Source organism: Cobetia sp. Ld8, from assembly GCF_045066615.1.
Classification (GTDB): Bacteria; Pseudomonadota; Gammaproteobacteria; order Pseudomonadales; family Halomonadaceae; genus Cobetia; species Cobetia amphilecti.
The window spans coordinates 1,447,367-1,465,413 of record NZ_JBISHF010000007.1 but is presented as its reverse complement, the minus strand read 5'-3'; the positions used below and the strand labels follow the sequence as shown (position 1 = coordinate 1,465,413).

Annotated in this window: 18 protein-coding genes; 14 read left to right on the top strand and 4 right to left on the bottom strand. The window is 56.3% G+C overall.

From position 1 onward, the window contains the following. Positions 1-347: 347 nt before the first annotated feature. Positions 348-1,073: a GntR family transcriptional regulator gene (locus ACJJV2_RS10925; RefSeq protein WP_131431717.1), complete on the bottom strand. Its 726-nt coding sequence runs from the start codon at positions 1,071-1,073 to the stop codon at positions 348-350. Between the two features lie 220 nt (positions 1,074-1,293). Between ACJJV2_RS10925 and ACJJV2_RS10920 the strand changes: the two genes are divergently transcribed. The 7 genes from ACJJV2_RS10920 (at position 1,294) to ACJJV2_RS10890 (ending at position 7,903) form a co-directional block, all read left to right on the top strand. Beyond that, positions 1,294-1,578, top strand: a complete 285-nt coding sequence (locus ACJJV2_RS10920) for a UxaA family hydrolase (RefSeq protein WP_131431718.1) — start codon at positions 1,294-1,296, stop codon at positions 1,576-1,578. A 2-nt stretch (positions 1,579-1,580) separates the two neighbouring features. Beyond that, complete coding sequence (locus ACJJV2_RS10915) at positions 1,581-2,750, top strand: UxaA family hydrolase (protein WP_131431719.1); 1,170 nt, start codon at positions 1,581-1,583, stop codon at positions 2,748-2,750. Positions 2,751-2,909: 159 nt separating this feature from the next. Beyond that, positions 2,910-3,875 (top strand): tripartite tricarboxylate transporter substrate binding protein, encoded by a 966-nt coding sequence (locus ACJJV2_RS10910; RefSeq protein ID WP_131431720.1) that lies wholly within the window; start codon positions 2,910-2,912, stop codon positions 3,873-3,875. Between the two features lie 18 nt (positions 3,876-3,893). Then, positions 3,894-5,420: a tripartite tricarboxylate transporter permease gene (locus ACJJV2_RS10905; protein WP_131431721.1), complete on the top strand. Its 1,527-nt coding sequence runs from the start codon at positions 3,894-3,896 to the stop codon at positions 5,418-5,420. After that, the gene (locus ACJJV2_RS10900) at positions 5,420-5,905 is read left to right on the top strand and encodes a tripartite tricarboxylate transporter TctB family protein (RefSeq protein WP_131431722.1); all 486 of its coding nucleotides are present in this window, start codon (positions 5,420-5,422) and stop codon (positions 5,903-5,905) included. Before ACJJV2_RS10905 ends, ACJJV2_RS10900 begins: the two co-directional genes overlap by 1 nt. Before the next feature lie 55 nt (positions 5,906-5,960). Next, a complete protein-coding gene (locus tag ACJJV2_RS10895) occupies positions 5,961-6,902 on the top strand; it encodes a hydroxyacid dehydrogenase (RefSeq protein ID WP_131431723.1) in 942 nt (313 codons plus the stop codon). Further along, a complete protein-coding gene (locus ACJJV2_RS10890) occupies positions 6,899-7,903 on the top strand; it encodes an Ldh family oxidoreductase (RefSeq protein ID WP_131431724.1) in 1,005 nt (334 codons plus the stop codon). The genes ACJJV2_RS10895 and ACJJV2_RS10890 overlap by 4 nt, the downstream gene beginning before the upstream one ends. A gap of 3 nt (positions 7,904-7,906) precedes the next feature. Here ACJJV2_RS10890 and ACJJV2_RS10885 read toward each other — a convergent pair whose 3' ends face one another. Then, positions 7,907-8,932, bottom strand: coding sequence for a LacI family DNA-binding transcriptional regulator (locus ACJJV2_RS10885; RefSeq protein WP_165873910.1), 1,026 nt, complete (start codon positions 8,930-8,932; stop codon positions 7,907-7,909). Positions 8,933-9,211: 279 nt separating this feature from the next. Between ACJJV2_RS10885 and ACJJV2_RS10880 the strand changes: the two genes are divergently transcribed. From ACJJV2_RS10880 to ACJJV2_RS10850, 7 genes are all read left to right on the top strand, one after another. Further along, a complete protein-coding gene (locus ACJJV2_RS10880) occupies positions 9,212-9,454 on the top strand; it encodes a hypothetical protein (protein ID WP_131431726.1) in 243 nt (80 codons plus the stop codon). Between the two features lie 45 nt (positions 9,455-9,499). Then, entirely contained in the window at positions 9,500-10,684 is a 1,185-nt protein-coding gene (locus ACJJV2_RS10875; protein ID WP_205741697.1) for a TRAP transporter substrate-binding protein, read from the top strand. Further along, positions 10,656-11,219 carry a TRAP transporter small permease gene (locus ACJJV2_RS10870; RefSeq protein ID WP_205741698.1) on the top strand — a complete coding sequence of 188 codons (564 nt, stop codon included), beginning with the start codon at positions 10,656-10,658 and terminating at the stop codon, positions 11,217-11,219. The genes ACJJV2_RS10875 and ACJJV2_RS10870 overlap by 29 nt, the downstream gene beginning before the upstream one ends. Before the next feature lie 10 nt (positions 11,220-11,229). After that, positions 11,230-12,537, top strand: a complete 1,308-nt coding sequence (locus tag ACJJV2_RS10865; RefSeq protein WP_131431727.1) for a TRAP transporter large permease — start codon at positions 11,230-11,232, stop codon at positions 12,535-12,537. A gap of 210 nt (positions 12,538-12,747) precedes the next feature. Further along, positions 12,748-14,067 (top strand): histidinol dehydrogenase, encoded by a 1,320-nt coding sequence (hisD, locus tag ACJJV2_RS10860; RefSeq protein ID WP_279830937.1) that lies wholly within the window; start codon positions 12,748-12,750, stop codon positions 14,065-14,067. Between the two features lies 1 nt (position 14,068). Further along, positions 14,069-14,830 carry an SDR family NAD(P)-dependent oxidoreductase gene (locus ACJJV2_RS10855; protein ID WP_131431728.1) on the top strand — a complete coding sequence of 254 codons (762 nt, stop codon included), beginning with the start codon at positions 14,069-14,071 and terminating at the stop codon, positions 14,828-14,830. Positions 14,831-14,854: 24 nt separating this feature from the next. Next, a complete protein-coding gene (locus ACJJV2_RS10850; protein WP_131431729.1) occupies positions 14,855-15,841 on the top strand; it encodes an alcohol dehydrogenase catalytic domain-containing protein in 987 nt (328 codons plus the stop codon). Positions 15,842-16,168: 327 nt separating this feature from the next. Here ACJJV2_RS10850 and ACJJV2_RS10845 read toward each other — a convergent pair whose 3' ends face one another. Continuing rightward, positions 16,169-16,693 (bottom strand): flavin reductase family protein, encoded by a 525-nt coding sequence (locus ACJJV2_RS10845; RefSeq protein ID WP_131431730.1) that lies wholly within the window; start codon positions 16,691-16,693, stop codon positions 16,169-16,171. Between the two features lie 273 nt (positions 16,694-16,966). Then, entirely contained in the window at positions 16,967-18,001 is a 1,035-nt protein-coding gene (locus ACJJV2_RS10840; RefSeq protein ID WP_054555785.1) for a methionine synthase, read from the bottom strand. Between the last annotated feature and the right edge of the window lie 46 nt (positions 18,002-18,047).

Here is an 18,047-nt window from a genome sequence, read left to right as displayed (position 1 = left end):
ATGGCAAATCCTGGAAGAGTGGGGAGGTGGTAATGATCAGCCGTGGGGGAGGGGCTGCAGCGATAGCGCGAGACTGGGGGCTTGAGTGACAAGGATGTTAGTGATGAAAAAATGGCCGTCGTGAATCCTTCACGATGGCCATTTTTGTTTGCGGCGGTATCAGCCGCTGCTGCTTTCACTTTCGAGCACTATCGTCGGGCCAACTCGGTTTGGAACTAGCTGGACGCTATCTGTCAGTTCTATGTCTTGGCACGCGCTGTGTCTCGCCAAGTCAGGCCTTCTGCCTGATGTCGGGAAGCACACCGCTCTCACCTGAAAAGCGGTGATGCTTGTCCGTTGTCAGGGGATCATAGCTCGTTCAAGTAGCAATGCTGCTGGGTTTCGCAACGCGAGACTCGGAACTCCAATGCTTCTCCTTGTAGATTCCGTGCGACCCGATGAATTTCCAGCAGAGGCGTCCCTGGCATCACGCCAAGATGCTCCTGCTCTGCCTTGCCCGCTGCAACGGCAAAGAGTCTCTCTTCTGCCTTGGCCACACTGAGCCCGAAGCGCTGCTGATAGAGCTGGTAGAGCGTATTGGGTAGTGTTTCAGGCTCATATTCCATCGCGGGAAAGAGCGCCGAAGAGACCACCAGGTCTTCCAGTAAGGCTGGCTTCCCTTTCAGTTCGCGCACCCTGCGTATATGTACGACCTGTTCCCCCTCCTTGATTTCCAATGCCGCGGCTTCTGTCGCATTGGCTTCTCGTACTTCCCTGACCAGCACACGTGAGATCGGCAGGCAACGCTCGCCGTCGTGCCTCACGATATGAAAGAACTGGAACAGTGAGCGATCAGCATCATGTGTCGCCACCACCGTTCCCTTCCCTTGATGCCGGATGACCACATGGTCATTGACCAAGGAATCCAGTGCTTTGCGCAATGTCCCTACGCTGACGCCATATTCCTGGGAGAGAGCGGATTCGCTGGGAATGAAGGTTCCCGGGGCCCACTCTCCCGAGACAATACGGCCCATCAGCACTTCCTTGATCTGCTGGTACAGCGGCCGATAGGCCGGGGTGACATCTGTATTCATTGGCAATCCCTGTCTCCGGTGTCAGAGGGTTCTGCTCGATATTTTTCCCGCATGCGTGACCAAAGTCTATCACATATGTCATATACATGATACTTGACTGCCCTGTGTCATATGTCATATACATGAGTTGTGGCTGGCAACATTGATCCGTTTTCCAATGCCTCATCTGACACGTGATGGGGTTTCAGTCGAGAAGGTTCATAAGCGGGAGGAAGTATCGATGAGTATCGATTTCGTGGTTCACGACGCTGACGATGCGGTCGGGGTGGTGGTGGTCGAAGGCGTTCAAGCCGGACAGAAGTTGACCGGCTGGGTCATGCATCAGGATGAGACCGTCACCTTCGAAGTTCTGGATGCGATTCCCATTGGTCACAAGCTGGCAATTCGTGACCTGGCCGAAGGGGATACGGTGGTCAAGTACGGCGTCGATATCGGCCGAGTCGTACAGCCGATCAACAAGGGTGAGCATCTTCACGTCCACAACGTCAAAACCAAGAGGTGGTAATCATGGAACTCAAGGGACGCAAGTTCATGGGCTATCGTCGTGACAATGGCCGGGTTGGGGTACGTAACCACGTTATCGTGCTGCCGGTTGACGATATTTCCAATGCTGCTGCAGAGGCGGTTGCCAACAATATCAAGGGTGCTCTGGCACTGCCGCATCCTTATGGGCGTCTGCAGTTCGGGCCAGATCTCGATCTTCACTTCCGGACGTTGATCGGCACCGGTAGCAACCCCAACGTGGCGGCCGTGATCGTGATCGGCATCGAGCCGGGATGGACCAACAAGGTGGTGGATGGCATCAAGGCAACTGGCAAGCCAGTGTCAGGCTTCTGGATCGAGCAGAATGGCGATCACAACACCATCTGTGCTGCCGCGAAGGTCGCTCGAGAATACGTGCAGTACGCCAGTGAGCTACAGCGCGAGGAGTGTGATGTCAGCGAGCTGTGGGTCTCGACCAAGTGTGGCGAGTCCGACACGACTTCTGGCTGCGGTGCCAACCCGACCGTCGGTGATGCCTTTGACAAGCTCTATGAGGCAGGTTGTACGTTGGTCTTCGGTGAGACATCCGAGCTTACCGGTGGTGAGCATCTTGTAGCAGAACGTTGTGCCACCCCTGAGGTGCGCAAGAAATTCCAGGAAATGTTTGATCGCTACAGCGCGATGATCGATCGGCACAAGACCAGTGATCTATCTGAATCGCAGCCGACCAAGGGCAATATCGAGGGGGGCTTGACCACCATCGAGGAAAAAGCCTTGGGCAATATTCAGAAGATTGGCCATCGTTGCCGCGTCGATGGCGTGATCGACAAGGCTGAAATGCCTGACAAACCTGGCCTGTGGTTCATGGACTCATCATCTGCTGCTGCGGAAATGGTGACACTCTGTGCCGCTTCTGGATATGTGGTGCACTTCTTCCCCACGGGGCAGGGGAACGTGATCGGTAATCCGATCCTGCCTGTCATCAAGATCTGTGCAAATCCGCGTACCGTACGCACCATGGGCGAGCATATCGACGTCGATGTATCACATTTGCTCAATCGTGAGATCAACATGCAAGAGGCTGGTGATCAGCTGCTCGAGATGATGCTGCGCACGGCCAATGGGCGTAATACCAATGCTGAGGCACTTGGGCATCGTGAGTTTGTACTGACACGCTTATACGAAAGCGCCTAATCAGAAGCGGGTGTTCAGTCACATTTCGGTGGCTGGACACCTTTTAATATAAGTAGTTGCTAATATTTAATCGCAAGGAGCAATGGAGAACACCTCGGCTTCTGAGTGCATCTGTCTTGGTGGCTTTCACAATACAACGATAATATCTGGAGAAAAGCCATGCGTTTCAATCGCTTGTCAAGGATAGTCGCTGTCCTGAGCCTGGCCTTGGGATCTAGTTTTCTCACCAATGCCTCGGCAGAGGAGTTTCCTGCCGGGGATGTGCAGTATGTGATCCCCTTTGGACCAGGGGGGGAATCCGATATCAGTGCACGGCTTCAACAGAAGTATTTTCAGGAAATTACCGGTCAGCAGCTGATCGTTCAGTACATGCCTGGTGGTGGCGGGGCGGTAGGCTGGTCTCAACTCTCGCAAATGCCCAAAGATGGCTACACGATCATGGGCTCCAATCTCCCGCATATCATTCTTAAACCCTTGGGCAAGAATGTCGGCTTCCAGACCGAGGACCTCGACAATTTCTTTTATTTCCATTACTCACCCGATGCCATCCTGGTTCGCAACGACAGTCCCTACAAGACCCTCGACGATTTGATACAAGCCGCCAAGGACGCGCCCGGTGCCGTCACCTTGTCGGGAAGCGGTACCTATAGTGCAAATGACGTTGCCAATACTCGGTTCCAACAGCTTGCAGATGTGACGACTACCTATATTCCTTTCAAGGGCACTGGCGCGGCCGTGACGGCACTGCTTGGTGGCCAGGTCCAGGCGGAATGGGGCTATACCACGGTTGCAGCCAACCATCAGGACAAGCTGCGCATGTTGGCTGTATCGGCAGAGGAGCGCCACCCCCTGTTCCCTGATGTACCCACTTTCCGCGAGCTCGGCTACGACATGGTAGGGGGAGCTTACCGTGGCATGGCGGTGCCGAAGGGAACGCCAGAAAAGGTGCAGAAGACGCTATCCGACATCTTCCAGCAGATTAACCGCAACCCGGAGTTCCAGCAGAAGATGCAGGACCTTGGTTTCATGCTGATAGATGTCCCGCTGGAGAATATGGATACCTTCATCAGTGAGCAGCAGCGTGTCTACGAGGCATCCGCACGTGAGTCTGGCCTGATCGACTGACTTCAAGGAGGTGTCTCAATGGATATGCTCGCCTATGCACTGGCGGCCCTGTCGCCGATCAATCTGGGGTTGGCGCTGGTCGGTGTCACCTCGGGGATCATTATCGGAGCGCTGCCGGGTCTGTCCGCTACGATGGCGGTGGCTGTGCTGGTGCCCGTGACCTTCGGGATGGCGCCGGAATCTGCGCTGATCATGCTGGGCGCCATCTACACTGGCGCAATCTATGGTGGCTCCTATTCCGCCATTCTCGTCAATACCCCAGGGACCCCCTCGGCTATCGCCACCACCTTCGACGGTTTTCCGATGGCCAAGCGAGGAGATGGCGATCTGGCTGTCACGCTCTCTACGCTGGCCTCGGTGGCAGGGGGATTGGTCGGGGTGCTGGCGCTGTTGACCCTGGCGCCCCTGTTGGCACAAGTGGCGTTGAGCTTCGGGCCTGTAGAGTATTTCTGGCTGGCGATCTTTGGACTGACTTTGATTTCCGCGTTGTCCGAGGGCTCCACTCTCAAAGGGTTCATGGGAGCGGGCCTGGGGCTGCTGCTCTCGACGGTAGGGGTGGCGGTTGTCGGCGGGGATATTCGTTACACGTTTGGAACCCCGGTACTGCTGGGCGGTATCGAGACGGTGTCTGCCTTGATAGGGCTGTATTGCATCCCCGTGCTCATCGATCTGGTCGCGACGCCCGAGGCGCACCTCAAGTTAGGTGAGCAGCAGCGAGGGATCCGTCTGCGTGAAGGGATAAGCCATGTATTGAGTGGCAAGTTCAATTTACTGCGCTCTGCAACGATCGGCACGGGGGTCGCGATCCTGCCTGGTGCCGGAGGCTCCATCGCCAGCCTGGTCGCATACTCCGAAGCGAGGCGTACTGCTCGAGACAGCGCTTCTTTCGGCAAGGGCAATCCCCAGGGGGTACTGGCTACCGAGTCCGCCAACAACGCCACCGTAGGCGGCGGTTTTATCCCGACACTGGTACTGGGTATCCCCGGAACTCCGCCGGATGCAGTGATCCTGGGGGCGTTGCTGGTACAAGGATTTCGCACCGGGCCAGAATTATTCACGACCAATGCCAGCATCACCTACACCTTTGTTGCCGGACTCTTCCTGGCCACCTGCTTGCTCTTGCCGCTCGGGTTGTTGATCGGGCGCTACGCTTTCAAGTCGATCATAACTATTCCCAAGGCACTATTGGTGCCCACTATCGCCTTCATGACGGTGATCGGCACATATGCCATTCGCAATAGCGTCAGTGATGTGATCATTATGCTGACCCTCGGCATTGTGGGCTGGCTGCTCAACCGCTATGGCTTTCGGCCGTCTCCCATCGTGCTGGGACTTATCCTTGGCCCCATTGCTGAGCAGGGGTTCGTACAAGGTTTCCTGATGGGCCGTGCCAGCGGTTCATATGGCATGACCTTCTTCGGAGGACCGATCTCGCTGACGATCATCACCTTGTCATTGCTCAGTGTCTTCTACCCAATGATCAAGACATTCCGTGCTCGGCGGAGCGTTTCTGCAGAGGGTAATACCCACCAGGAGGTGCTCTGATGACAGTGGTTTCTCGCAAGGTCCAGGCGGAGTGTTCTGGGCGGGCTGAGTTCCTTATGCCGGCTCTCTTCATGACCGTAAGTGTGATCTGCCTCTGGCAGACCCGAGACATGAGCCAGCTCGGTGCCGTTTTTCCCGCCACCATTGCTGTGGTGATCCTGATGGCGGGTGTGCTCCGGCTAGTGCAGTTGATGCTGCGAGGGGTGCAAGGGAATGCGCAGAGAACACGAGGATCGGCCCCTCGCAGGTTGCTGCTGGTTGTGGCAATGGTGGCCTGGGCTCTGGCCATGCCATGGATAGGCTTTCTGACAGCAGGGCTGACGAGCTTTTTCCTATTGATGATGATTGCTCAACATGGGGGCTGGACATCACGCAGGTTGTTGGCACACCTGGCCATCGGCGCCATTCTGGTCGCTTTTTTCTACGGACTTTTCGCATTGCTGCTTCATGTACCGCTGCCAGTAGGCCGATGGTGGCTGGGGTAAGGCTCCGGATGAAAGCCAACACTGGAGTCGAATTTCCGACAAGGAGGTAAGTGTCATGCCAAAGATAGTGATTACAGAATTCATGGATGAGGGCGTCGTCAAAGAGCTAGAGCGTCATTTCGAGGTGGTCTTCGATACTGACCTGGTCGACGATCGGCGCTCCTTGTTAGCTGCAGTCGCGGATGCTGATGGCCTCATCGTGCGCAACCGTACTCGAGTAGATGGCGAGCTACTGAAAGCAGCTACCCGTCTGAAAGTGGTCGGCCGCCTCGGTGTAGGGCTGGACAACATCGACTTGCCTGAATGCGAAAGCCTTGGAGTCATCGTCAAACCGGCTCATGGGGGCAATGGCAGCTCGGTTGCCGAGTACGTTCTGAGCGGCGCCCTGATGTTGCGCCGCCAAGCCTATATGGCCAGTCAAGACATGCTGGCAGGAAAGTGGCCGCGTCAGTCGCTCATTGGACGCGAGGTGGCGGGTAGCGTGCTGGGATTGGTAGGTTTCGGAGCCATCGCTCGGGAAACGGCGCGTCGCGCACTTGCACTGGACATGCAGGTAGTGATTTTCGACCCTCATCTGGCACTCGATGCACTGAAGGGCTGGCCTACCGTCGTACGCCATCAAAGCCTGGACTCATTGCTGGCGGAGTCTGATGTGGTCAGCTTGCATGTGCCGTTGACTGAGGCGACTCATCATCTCATCGACTCGAAGGCTCTTGCGCACATGAAGTCAGATGCTGTGCTGATCAATGCTGCCAGAGGGGGCATCGTCGATGAGAAGGCTTTGGCAACCGCTCTGCGTCAAGGCGGCCTGGCTGGAGCACTGCTGGATGTCTTCGAACAGGAGCCCCTCCCAGCGGGATCGCTGCTTCAGGGAGTCCCGAATCTCATCCTGACGCCCCATATCGCCGGTGTCACCGAGCAGTCAAATGCTCGTATCAGCCAAATGACCGCGGACAATGTTCGCGAGGTTTTGGGGCAACTGGAGGTCGGCGCATGAATGCCAACATCGAGCTCGAAGTATCACAGGCACGACAGCTGGCCATGGCTGCCATGTGTGGGCGTGGCTTTGGAGAGAGTGAGGCTCGGATCACTGTCGAGGCATTATTGGCTGCCGAGCGTGATGGTCTGCCGTCCCATGGCCTGTCTCGTCTGCCTTTCTACCTGGACCAGGCGGCCAATGGCAAAGTGAATGCTGGCGCGGTTCCGCGGGTCGAGGCCGATGGTGCCGTGATTCGTGTTGATGCAGCGCACGGTCTGGCTTTCCCCGCCATCGCGCGTGGACTGGAGGCTGGGTATGAATGCCTATCTCGATTTGGCATTGCCGCAGTCTCCATTGCGCGTTCCCACCACTTTGGCGTCGCTGGCGCTCCCGTTGAAGCTGCATCTCGTCGTGGTTACATGGCTTTGGCTTTCAGCAACGCTCCCTCTGCCATGGCGCCCTGGGGAGGAACGAAACCGCTGTTTGGCACCAATCCCATCGCTTTCGCTTGCCCACGCCGTGACGGTGAGCCGCTGCTGATTGACCTCTCTTTATCCAAGGTGGCTCGTGGCAAGGTGATGTTGGCCAAAAAGAAGGGCGAACCAATTCCTGAGGGGTGGGCCTTGAGTGAGCAAGGCCGGCCTACTACTGATCCTGATCAAGCGCTGTCAGGCAGCATGGTACCCGCTGGGGATGCCAAGGGAGCCGCTTTGGCTCTGATGGTGGAGTTACTGACGGCGGGGCTTGCCGGGAGCCATTTCGGGTTTCAAGCATCCTCTTTCTTCGATGCTGAGGGGGGAGCTCCGAATATCGGCCAACTGATCCTGCTTTTCGATCCAAGCCGTTTCTCGGCGGATTTCGTCGATCACGCTGAGCAGCTCTTTGCGGCCATGCAGGACCAACCGGGAGTGCGATTACCTGGAGATCGGCGCTATGCGTTACGCCGTGAGCGAAGAGGCCATATGTCACTACCGGCATCGCTTGTTGCTGAACTGGAGGCTCATGCCGCCTCGAATTGAAGATTATCGGCTTTTGGGCGGGGCCGTAGATTCACGGATTACCAAGGGGGCCTCCATCAGATGATGATGTGTCACGCTTTGCCCATTGATGCGAGCCACCAGGGTATCTGCCACACAGGTACCGATATGGGTTGCAGGCACTGCAACGGTGGTCAGTGCAGGTGACATGAATCGTGCCTGGGGGAGGTCGTCAAAGCCCGTTACTGAAAGTTCTTCGGGGATGCTCAATCCTGATCGCTGGGCGGCCAGCATCACACCAAAGGCAAGCGTATCATTCCCGCAAAGGATCGCAGTAGGCCGAGGAGAGGTGCTCATCAACTTATTCAAGGCGAATGATCCCTCTGCAATGCCATAGTCGATAGTGATGATACGGCCTTCATCTATGCAAATGCCGGCAGAAAGAAGAGCATCTCGGAAACCTTTCAATCGTGATCTAGCGCGGTCATTGCTCTTGGTCGGTGCAGATACGATGGCGATATCCCGATGCCCGAGGGTGACTAGGTGTTCGGCGAGCTGGAAGGCAGGTGTGGCATTGTCGAAACCGACATTTGGCCAATCAGGGTCATGCTCCCCATGCCAGCAACTCTGGTAGGGCACATCATATAGTTTGAGAAGGTTCAGGATTTCCGGGCGGTGTTCGTGGCCAATCAATACAGCACCATCGATACCTTGTTGGATCATGCCCCTCAGAGCCTCCACTTCATCCTGGAGGTCATAATGATATGTCGCGATCAGTAGACGATAGTCGTGCTGCTTAAGTCTCCTCTCCAGTCCCGCGATCATGGCACTGAAGATTGGATTATCGAGTGTTGGAATAAGCGCTGCTATGGCTCCGATACGACTCGTTGCCAGTGCTCGAGCAGTACCGTGAGGGACATATCCCAATTGATCAATGGCTTCCTGGACACGTGCCCTTAGCCGTTCGCTGACATGAGGGGCCTTGTTGAGTACACGAGACACGGAGGCGGTCGAAACGCCCGCCGCACGCGCAACATCTTCGAGTAAATATCGTTGAGAAGCCTTTGTCATTCGCATTTCTCTCCTGGGTTTTTCCTCATGATTTATTCAGCATCATGGCTAGACGAAAGGATAGATGGACAGGTCATATATATGAGTCTAGTTTCAAAAGAGTGGAAATTGTAAGCGCATACAATTCCTCGTCTGAGAAATTCAGGCTCTGGGTCGATAGAGATAATGGCCTGAAGTGAATATGGGGTCTGTTGCATGTCCCTGCAAGCTATGAGCGACGATTGTTGGTAATTGTATTATTTTCATATGCCATAAAGCCATGCGAAAGGAGTCATGATCATGTCTGTCAGTGATGATTATGAGAAAGAAAAATCAACTAGGTGGGGGCTGCGAGCTGCCTTGATTATGACTTTGTTGTTTTTTGCCAATATCGTAATGCAAAGGTTTTGGCCAGGAACTCTGGAAGTGGCGCCGGCAGAGGAGGCTGTGCTCCTTGTCTTGACGATAGCGTGCTTTATCACCGGCTGTCTGCAGAGCGAGCGAATACAGGTAGCCTCCAGGCAAGATAGTCAAAGGCACTGAACGTAATTTCCAATACAACTATAACAATACAGCGGAGACTTGATCATGGCGCGCCTTATCAGAACCCTACGCCACATGAAGCACACCTCAGAGGAGCCCAGCCAACCGGAGCGGCGGCACTTCATGCAGACAGCGGCCCGTTATGGTTTCAGCGCTGCAGTCATTGGAGCCGTAGGTGGCACCCTGTTCTCTGAACGCGCCATGGCGGCGACTTCTCAGGAAGAGAATGAGCGTGAGGCTGCTGCGGACACTACCTTGGTTATGGCGACTGGTTATGCATTGGGTGCATCGCGTGCATATCCAATCATGCAGTTGAATTTCAAGGAGAATTTACAGAATTTTACCGATGGGCGTCTTTACGTGAAGTTGTCTCCGGGTGGTCAGCTCGGAGCGGGTAGCGCACTGATTACCAAGGTGCAGAATGGCACTATCGCCATGGCACAACACTCTCTTTCAAATCTCTCGTCATTCGCTCCAGAAGTCGACCTGGTCAACATTCCTTATTGGTGTGGTGAAAACCAACGGATGGTCAATTTGCTCACGTCCAAGACCTGGAGTGACGTTGTTCACCACAAGATCGAGAAGCGAGGATTCAAGGTACTTAATTATATCTGCATAGACCCGCGGACGGTTGCCGTTAGAGAGGGACTTCTGGATGGGCCTGTTCGCGTTCCAGAAGATATCCAGGGGGTAAAATTCCGAGTTCCAGCTTCTGAGATTTTACAGAAAGTCTATCGATTAGCGGGAGCCAATCCCACTCCCGTCTCCTGGGGGGAGACTTCATCAGCAATGAAGCAAGGGGTTGTCGATGCCCTCGATCCGAGTGTTCAGGCTTTGTTAGTGTTCGGGTTTACTGATGTTCTGTCCCACATCTCGAATATACAGTCTGTGCCAGATGCACAAGTCTATACCTGCAACAAGGAATGGTTTGATACACAGCCTGCGGCGATTCAGGACGCTATTCTGCAAGCTTCGGATGTCACATTTCGTGAGAACCTGGCCAAGGTACCTGCGGCGCGTGCCTATGCGCATGATCAAATGCGCCAGGCTGGCGTTACAGTCTACTCTCCCACGGAGAGCGAGTTGAACCAATGGAAAGCCAAGTGCGGCCATCAGCTACCGGCCTGGGACGATACCAAGCGAACACTGGCTGGGTCACTCGAAGAATTCGATCGGTTGTTAGCCGCTACGGAGGTGTCGAATGGCTACTACGTCGATAGTGATGTCTAAGAAGCATTCCTGGCGGGCATTACGCCTCAAGTGTGATCAAGTTGATCGCAAGGGTGAGCGGTGGCTTCTGTTGACCTTCTATGCACTGATTATTCTGACTGTGGCTATTGAGGTCATTCGGCGATTCGCACTGAATTATTCTTCGGTGTGGGGAGAAGAGCTGGCCCGCTATGCTTTCATTTATCTTGTCTGGATAGCAGCGGCAGCCGCAGTCCGTGATCGCGCCCATATCCGTATCGATGTATTGGTCAATCTTGGCGGCCCACGGATACAGCGTCTGGCCTGGTGGCTCTCCGACATTGCCACCTTGGTCCTGGCAGTGTGGGCTCTCTGGTTATCACTATCACCAGTACTGACATCGATGAACTTTGGCTCCGTATCACCAGGGTTGAGATTGTCACAAGCCATCTTTCTCATGGCAATTCCCGTTGGTTTCCTGCTGATCGCTTGGCGAGTCATTCAGACCATGTTGGCGGACATTCGCCGTATGCGTCGCGGTGAACCGCCTTTCGGTGGCCACAAGCTATTCGACTGAGGAGGCGGTCATGGAATTTCTAGCTCTGCAACAGGCCGCCGCAAATCTGGGGTGGACCTTCTACCTTCCTCTGGCGATATTGGTTGGCTTGATCGTATTCGGGGTTCCTATCTGGGTATCCATTGGCTTGGGCACCCTCGGAATGTTGACGATGACTGAAACACTCCCGCTTTCGGTCTTTGGCGAATCTCTGTTCGAAGGGATAAATGCCTTTGCTCTGATTGCCGTACCGTTGTTTATCCTGACTGGGGACGCACTGGTACGTTCCGGGCTCTCGGACAAGTTGCTCGATGTCGCCGAGGCTACCGTCGGAGGCATGCGCACCGGGCTCGGAAGTTCCACTACTTTGGGTTGTGGTTTCTTTGCCTGTATCTCTGGCTCAGATGCCGCGGGTGCGGCAGCCGTAGGCCGCATGACCATCCATCGCCTGGTAGAGCGTGGTTATCCGTTGCCGGCAGCCTGTGCGCTTGTCGCTTCGGGCGCCTGCACTGGCATCCTTATCCCACCGTCGATTGCCTATATCGTGATGGGGTTAGTACTGGGGATGTCAGCATCTACCTTGTTCCTGGCTGCTGCCATTCCCGGGGTGCTGGTGATGCTTGCAGTGATGACCACGAATGTGGTGGTCAATCGCTTGCATGGTTTCGAGGGTGGTCGCGAGCCTTTCTCCTGGCGCCGCTGGATCGCAACGGTCTGGGATGCTCGTTGGGCACTGTTCGTCCCGGTCGTGATTCTCGGGGGAATTTACTCCGGCCTCTTTACCCCGACGGAGGCTGCTTCAATCGCCGTGGTGGTTGTGGTTCTGATCGGATTTCATCAGAAGCGCCTCAACCTTGGCGACATACCGAGAATGCTTGAATCATCGGCACGTGTATGTGGTGTCATCGTGCCCATCGTCGCCGTGTCTCTTCCTCTGGCTCAGACGCTGGCAAGTCTGGCGATACCGCAGTCCCTGGTAAGTGGTATCAGTGAGCTGACCGATTCCTCAACAGTCATGATTCTACTGATGATCGGCATTCTGATCCTGGCTGGCTGCGTGATGGAAACGACGCCCAATATAGTGATTCTCGCGCCTCTTCTGCTGCCGGTGGCGCATCAGGCAGGCATGAATGATTTCCACTTCGCCATCATGATGGTTACCACTCTGGGGCTTGGGTTCATCACGCCGCCACTGGGGCTCAATCTCTTCGTGGTTTCCGGGCTAACGCGTTGCTCGATACTTTCCATTGCTCGATACGCCTTACCGTTCGTGTTCGGCATGCTGCTGATAGTGTTGCTGATCGCTTTCGTACCTTGGCTGTCGACCTGGGGGTTATGAACGAACAATCAAATCATCCAGTTTATCCCTCAACTGATTGTAAGCGCTTACAAGAATTCGTTGGCAATACGTGGCTGGTATTCGCCAGCAACCAGAAGCTGCAGGGGTGCATGAGGCACGTCACGGCTTGGCAAGCTGCTCGACAGGGCTTGCCACATTTATGGAACTCGGGCTCCTTCGAGCTCTTTTGACAACAACACTGAGAGGCTGATGAAAATGGCGATTCACTATTACAAGAAAGCCGAGAAAAACTCGTCTACCGGCTACGACCAGACTCAGGAAATCGTTACTCGCATGCTGGCGGAGATCGAGGCCGAAGGAGAAGCCAAGGCAAAGGAATACTGTCGAACCCTTGACGGCTGGGAAGGGGATATCATCGTCAGCCGCGAACAGATCGAGGCAGCGAAGAGTAAGGTGCCTGAACAGCTCAAGCAGGATATCCGCTTCGCATATGAACGGGTCAGCCGTTTCGCAGAGGCCCAGCGCGACAGTATCGGCGAGTTTGAGCGTGAGCTGTCACCGGGGCTGTTCGCCGGTCAGAAGTTGATCCCGATGGAAACGGCCGGCTGCTATGTACCCGGCGGACGTTATGCCCATATCGCGTCTGCGATCATGAGTGTCGCTACAGCAAAGACGGCGGGCGTCAGAAATGTCGTGGCCTGCTCTGTTCCCAGAGACGAAAATGGCATTCATCCGGCAATTCTCTATGCCATGGACCTGGCCGGTGCCGATACCATTCTTCAGATGGGAGGGGTGCAGGGGATCGCTTCCATGGCCTTCGGTCTGTTCACAGGCAAGCCGGCCGACATTCTTGTCGGGCCTGGCAATCGGTTCGTGGCTGAGGCCAAACGGCAACTCTTCGGTCGTTGTGGCATCGACATGTTCGCTGGCCCGACCGAGATCGGCATCATCGCTGATGAGAACGCGGACCCTGCAATCGTCGCGGCAGACCTGGTCGGGCAGGCCGAACATGGCCCGGACTCCCCCGCTTGGCTCTTTACCACCTCGCGTGAGCTTGCAGATGCCGTGACAGAATTGATGCCGGGTCTGATCGAAGCTCTGCCTGAGACTCAGCGCAAGGCGGCCGATGCAGCATGGCGCGATTATGGAGAGATCATCCTGTGCGACTCCCGTGAGGAAGTCGTCAAGGTCAGCGACAGCTATGCCTCCGAACACCTGGAGCTTCAGGTTTCCGATCTCGATTGGTGGATGAGCCAGCTTACCAGTTATGGCTCCTTGTTCGTCGGTGAAGAAGCGACAGTAGCCTTCGGGGACAAGTGTTCCGGGACGAACCATATCCTGCCGACCAAAGGTGCAGCTCGTTATACCGGCGGCCTGTGCGCCCAGAAATTCCTCAAGATCGTGACGTATCAGCGTCAAAATCAGGAAGCGACACGCAGTGTGGCAGCTGCCACCGCCCGTCTTTCTCGCTGTGAGGGCATGGAGGGACATGCACGCACAGGTGACGTTCGTCTGGCCAAGTATTATCCCGACGAGCGCTTCGATCTAGTGATCCCCGAGGAGGTATGAGATGCAGCCAGTCTTCGATCTCGACGGCAAGGTAGCCCTGGTCACTGGCGGTAGCAGTGGCCTCGGGAGAGCCATGGCCGAGGCCCTGGCAGCAGCGGGAGCGAAAGTTGTCGTCACCGCTCGCCGCCCAGAAGCCTTGGAAGAGAGCGTAGCGGCGATCAGAGAAAAGGGCGGCCAGGCGGCTGCCCTTGTCGCTGACCTTGCCGATTCAGCTTCTCTGGAGGAGGTTGCCCGGCAGGCCGCTGAGCCTTTTGGTCCTGTTTCCATCCTCATCAATGCTGCAGGTGTCAATCTGCGTCAGCCTATCGACGAAGTCGATCTGGCCTCGTGGCAGCTGACGCTGCAGTTGCACCTGGGGACTCCCTTCTTCCTCTCCCGAGCCTTGGTGCCCGGGATGCGGAAGCTGGGATACGGACGCATCATCAACCTGGCCTCACTGCAATCCCAGCGCGCATTCCCCAACAGTGCGCCCTATGGTGCGGGGAAAGGAGGGATCGTGCAGCTGACACGCGCCATGGCGGAGGCCTGGTCGAGCGAGGGAATCAATGTCAATGCCATTGCTCCAGGGTTCTTCCCAACCGAGCTTACCGCTCCGGTCTTTGATGATCCCGCCTCAGCCGAGGCACTGGCTCAGCGAACTGCCATCGGGCGCAACGGTACTCTGGATGATATCGCGGGACCTACGGTCTTTCTGGCCTCCCCGGCAGCGTGTTATGTGACTGGGCAGACCCTGTATGTCGACGGCGGCTTCACGGCCCGTTAAGACTCACCTTCAAGGAGATGTCTCATGCAAGCACTCTACTACGTGGGCCCCGAGCGGCTCGAGTTGCGAGAGACCGAAGAGGCACCATTGGCCGAGGGCGAGTCCCGGGTACGCATCCAGGCCACCGGCATCTGTGGGTCCGATCTACACGCCTTCCATGGTCATGATCCACGTCGACAGCCACCATTGGTTCTGGGGCACGAGGCTGCCGGGGAGGTCGTGGAAGGAGCTCTGACGGGCAAGCGGGTAACGATGAATCCGCTGATCGTCTGCGGGCACTGCGATTACTGCCTCGAAGGGCGCCAGAATCTCTGCAGCAATCGCACCATGATTGGCATGACGCGACCCGGGACCTTCGCCGAGACGCTGACCATCCCGGATCATTGTCTGATAGAGCTGCCCGACTCCTTGCCTGCCGTAGCAGCGGCGCTGACAGAGCCGGCTGCCACCGCTTTGCACGGGATCAACAGACTGGAGCGGTTCCTGTCCCGGCCGCTCTCCGAAGCTCGGGTGCTGGTCATCGGGGCCGGTGCCGTGGGGCTGTTGGCTGGATTGATATTGCGCCATAAAGGAGTGCGCCATCTTCAGCTCGCTGATACCAACCCGTTGCGTCGTCAGACCGCTGAGCAAGCAGGGCTTTGCGTGTTTGATCCTCTGAGCACATCACCTGGGGATGGTGCTTGGGAAGCCGTCTTCGATTGTGTTGGGGCTGCGCCTACCCGGGACATGGCTGTTCGTTCAGTGCGCCCTGGCGGCGCAATCATGCACCTCGGTCTGCAGGACAATGAGGGGGGGCTGGATGTCCGAGCCATCACCCTCAAGGAGGTGACTTTCCTTGGCGCCTACACCTATACCCCTTCAGACCTGAGAGCGACTGTCGATTTGTTGGACTCTCAAGCGCTGGGGCCTCTTGACTGGGTGGAGGTTCGCTCGCTGGGAGAGGGAGCTGATGCATTTGCCAAGCTTGCGGCTGGCCAGACCTCAGCGGCCAAGGTGGTGCTTGAGCCTTGAGAAACGAGATAGAGAAGTGCGGCTCAAGATCCGAGGCGCTAATAGGGGCAAGGGGCTTGCTCATTGGTGCTACTGTCTTCAACAAGGATGTGATCACGAGTTTTCATGAGTGAAGCAGGCGTGGATATTGTTGAATTAAAACACGCCTGCCTTGTCTGAGTTCGTTATCTGTCTGTAGAGCGAAAACCCCCTCTGCTCTAAGCCTTCACTACCAGGCCATGAGTCATGGCAATCAGTAGCCCAAGCCTCTTACTACCCCATCAAGATGTGGTAATCACCAGACTTCAGGATTTCTTCTTGTATCTTCATGTGGCGATGCTTCAGAGGTTACACATCCGTCGCTTCAAGATCGCAATATCTCCCCTTGAAATACAACAACGGCTGCGCCGTCCCTACCACATCCAGATTCATTCCCTTCACTTCCCCGATCGCGATCAGGTGATCACCTGCGGGGTGCTCTGCGTGAATCTTGCAGTCGAGCCAGTGCAGGCTGTCATTGATCACCGGGTTGCCGAGGGGGGAGAGCTGCCAGTCTATGCCTTGCCATTTGTCCGCGCCTCGCATGGCGAACTGGTTGGAGACATGGCTTTGCTCGCTGGAGAGAATGTTGACGGCAAAGCGCTCTGCCTGGCGGATCTTCGGGTAGCTGAAGGAGCTGGCCTTGACGCTGAAGGAGATCAGCGGCGGGTTCATCGAGACGCTGTAGAACGATTGGCAGGTGAAGCCGATCGGTTCGTCGTCGACCTGGGTAGTGATGATGGTGATGCCGGAGGCGAAGTGGCCGAGGGCTTCACGGAAACTGGCGGGGTCGATGGTGGTGTCAGCTTTGGTGTCAGTATCGGAGAGTGACATGGCAAATCCTGGGAGAGTGGGGAGGTGGTAATGATCAGCCGTGGGGGAGGGGCTGCAGCGATAGCGCGAGACTGGGGGCTTGAGTGACAAGGATGTGAGTGATGAAAAAATGGCCGTCGTGAATCCTTCACGATGGCCATTTTTGTTTGCGGCGGTATCAGCCGCTGCTGCTTTCACTTTCGAGCACTATCGTCGGGCCAACTCGGTTTGGAACTAGCTGGACGCTATCTGTCAGTGCTGTGCCCTGGCCCGCGCTCTGTCTCGGCCAAGCGATCAGCGCTGTGCTTCGAGTTCCTTGCGCACGATAGCGGCGCCGGCGCTGAGTGCCTGCAGCTTGCCGCGGGCGACTTCACGGGAGAGCGGGGCCATGCCGCAGTTGGTGCAGGGATAGAGCTTGTCGGCATCCACGAACTGCAGCGCCTTGCGCAGGGTCTCGGCGACTTCTTCCGGCGTCTCGATGGTGTTGTTGGCAACGTCGATGGCGCCAACCATGACCTTCTTGCCACGGATCAGCTCGATCAGCTCCATCGGCACGTGGGAGTTGTGGCATTCCAGCGAGACGATATCGATGTTGGATTGCTGAAGCTTGGGGAAGGCTTCTTCGTACTGACGCCATTCGGAGCCCAGGGTGTTCTTCCAGTCAGTGTTGGCCTTGATGCCGTAGCCGTAACAGATGTGGATGGCGGTCTCGCACTTGAGGCCTTCGATCGCACGCTCCAGCGTGGCGATGCCCCATTCATTCACCTCATCGAAGAACACGTTGAAGGCCGGTTCATCGAACTGGATGATATCGACGCCTGCCGCTTCGAGCTCCTTGGCTTCCTCGTTGAGGATCTTGGCGAATTCCCACGCCAGCTTCTCGCGGCTCTTGTAATGACCATCGAAGAGGGTGTCGACCATGGTCATCGGGCCAGGCAGTGCCCACTTGATCGGTTGATCAGTCTGCGAGCGCAGGAACTTGGCATCTTCGACAAACACCGGCTTCTGGCGAGAGACCGGGCCGACCACGGACGGCACGCTGGCCTCGTAACGATCACGGATCTTGACGGTTTCGCGCTTCTCGAAATCCACGCCATTCAGGTGTTCGATGAAGGTGGTGACGAAGTGCTGACGCGATTGCTCGCCATCGCTGACGATATCGATCCCGGCGTGCTGCTGCTCCTGCAGGGAGACGCGCAGGGCATCCTGCTTGCCCGCGATCAGTGCTTCACCTTCGAGCTTCCAGGGGGACCACAGGACCTCCGGTTCAGCGAGCCAGGACGGTTTCGGCAGGCTGCCAGCGGTGGAGGTCGGGAGTAATCTCGTCATGATGAATAACCTTGTCCTTGGAATGGTTCAGATAGCGAATGTCGTT

Bases quoted from the DNA above. Each gene is read 5' to 3' on its own strand.
- ACJJV2_RS10890 (WP_131431724.1), top strand. From the start codon at position 6,899: ATGAATGCCAACATCGAGCTCGAAGTATCACAGGCACGACAGCTGGCC.
- ACJJV2_RS10880 (WP_131431726.1), top strand. From the start codon at position 9,212: ATGTCTGTCAGTGATGATTATGAGAAAGAAAAATCAACTAGGTGGGGG.
- ACJJV2_RS10895 (WP_131431723.1), top strand. From the start codon at position 5,961: ATGCCAAAGATAGTGATTACAGAATTCATGGATGAGGGCGTCGTCAAA.
- ACJJV2_RS10910 (WP_131431720.1), top strand. From the start codon at position 2,910: ATGCGTTTCAATCGCTTGTCAAGGATAGTCGCTGTCCTGAGCCTGGCC.
- ACJJV2_RS10850 (WP_131431729.1), top strand. From the start codon at position 14,855: ATGCAAGCACTCTACTACGTGGGCCCCGAGCGGCTCGAGTTGCGAGAG.
- ACJJV2_RS10885 (WP_165873910.1), bottom strand. From the start codon at position 8,932: ATGACAAAGGCTTCTCAACGATATTTACTCGAAGATGTTGCGCGTGCG.
- ACJJV2_RS10845 (WP_131431730.1), bottom strand. From the start codon at position 16,693: ATGTCACTCTCCGATACTGACACCAAAGCTGACACCACCATCGACCCC.
- ACJJV2_RS10920 (WP_131431718.1), top strand. From the start codon at position 1,294: ATGAGTATCGATTTCGTGGTTCACGACGCTGACGATGCGGTCGGGGTG.
- ACJJV2_RS10865 (WP_131431727.1), top strand. From the start codon at position 11,230: ATGGAATTTCTAGCTCTGCAACAGGCCGCCGCAAATCTGGGGTGGACC.
- ACJJV2_RS10915 (WP_131431719.1), top strand. From the start codon at position 1,581: ATGGAACTCAAGGGACGCAAGTTCATGGGCTATCGTCGTGACAATGGC.
- ACJJV2_RS10840 (WP_054555785.1), bottom strand. From the start codon at position 18,001: ATGACGAGATTACTCCCGACCTCCACCGCTGGCAGCCTGCCGAAACCG.
- hisD (WP_279830937.1), top strand. From the start codon at position 12,748: ATGAAAATGGCGATTCACTATTACAAGAAAGCCGAGAAAAACTCGTCT.
- ACJJV2_RS10855 (WP_131431728.1), top strand. From the start codon at position 14,069: ATGCAGCCAGTCTTCGATCTCGACGGCAAGGTAGCCCTGGTCACTGGC.
- ACJJV2_RS10875 (WP_205741697.1), top strand. From the start codon at position 9,500: ATGGCGCGCCTTATCAGAACCCTACGCCACATGAAGCACACCTCAGAG.
- ACJJV2_RS10925 (WP_131431717.1), bottom strand. From the start codon at position 1,073: ATGAATACAGATGTCACCCCGGCCTATCGGCCGCTGTACCAGCAGATC.
- ACJJV2_RS10905 (WP_131431721.1), top strand. From the start codon at position 3,894: ATGGATATGCTCGCCTATGCACTGGCGGCCCTGTCGCCGATCAATCTG.
- ACJJV2_RS10870 (WP_205741698.1), top strand. From the start codon at position 10,656: ATGGCTACTACGTCGATAGTGATGTCTAAGAAGCATTCCTGGCGGGCA.
- ACJJV2_RS10900 (WP_131431722.1), top strand. From the start codon at position 5,420: ATGACAGTGGTTTCTCGCAAGGTCCAGGCGGAGTGTTCTGGGCGGGCT.